The 241-nt window shown below is 44.4% G+C and carries 1 protein-coding gene; it reads right to left on the bottom strand.

From position 1 onward, the window contains the following. Positions 1–241 (bottom strand): hypothetical protein (locus FS628_RS31775; protein ID WP_222125348.1); only part of this gene is annotated, 241 nt, incomplete at both ends.

Raw genomic sequence — 241 nt, forward strand, 5'->3', positions numbered from 1 at the left:
AAACCCACATAACCCGCACCGGACTGTCTAACAACCTCCTCTACCTCACCCCTTCCTCCATCATCACACATATATATATCAACCTTCTCCTTCTCCCCATAATCCATCAACCTACACCCATTCACCCTTTTATACAACACATCAACACCCTCATTATCCCTACCAATAAATACATCCACATCTCCATAATACTCCCACCCAACCCTTCCAAACTCCACCTCTGTACCTTCTTTTTCCATCT

Origin of the sequence: Paenibacillus xylanexedens, assembly GCF_007676705.1 — a bacterium.
Classification (GTDB): Bacteria; Bacillota; Bacilli; order Paenibacillales; family Paenibacillaceae; genus Paenibacillus; species Paenibacillus xylanexedens_C.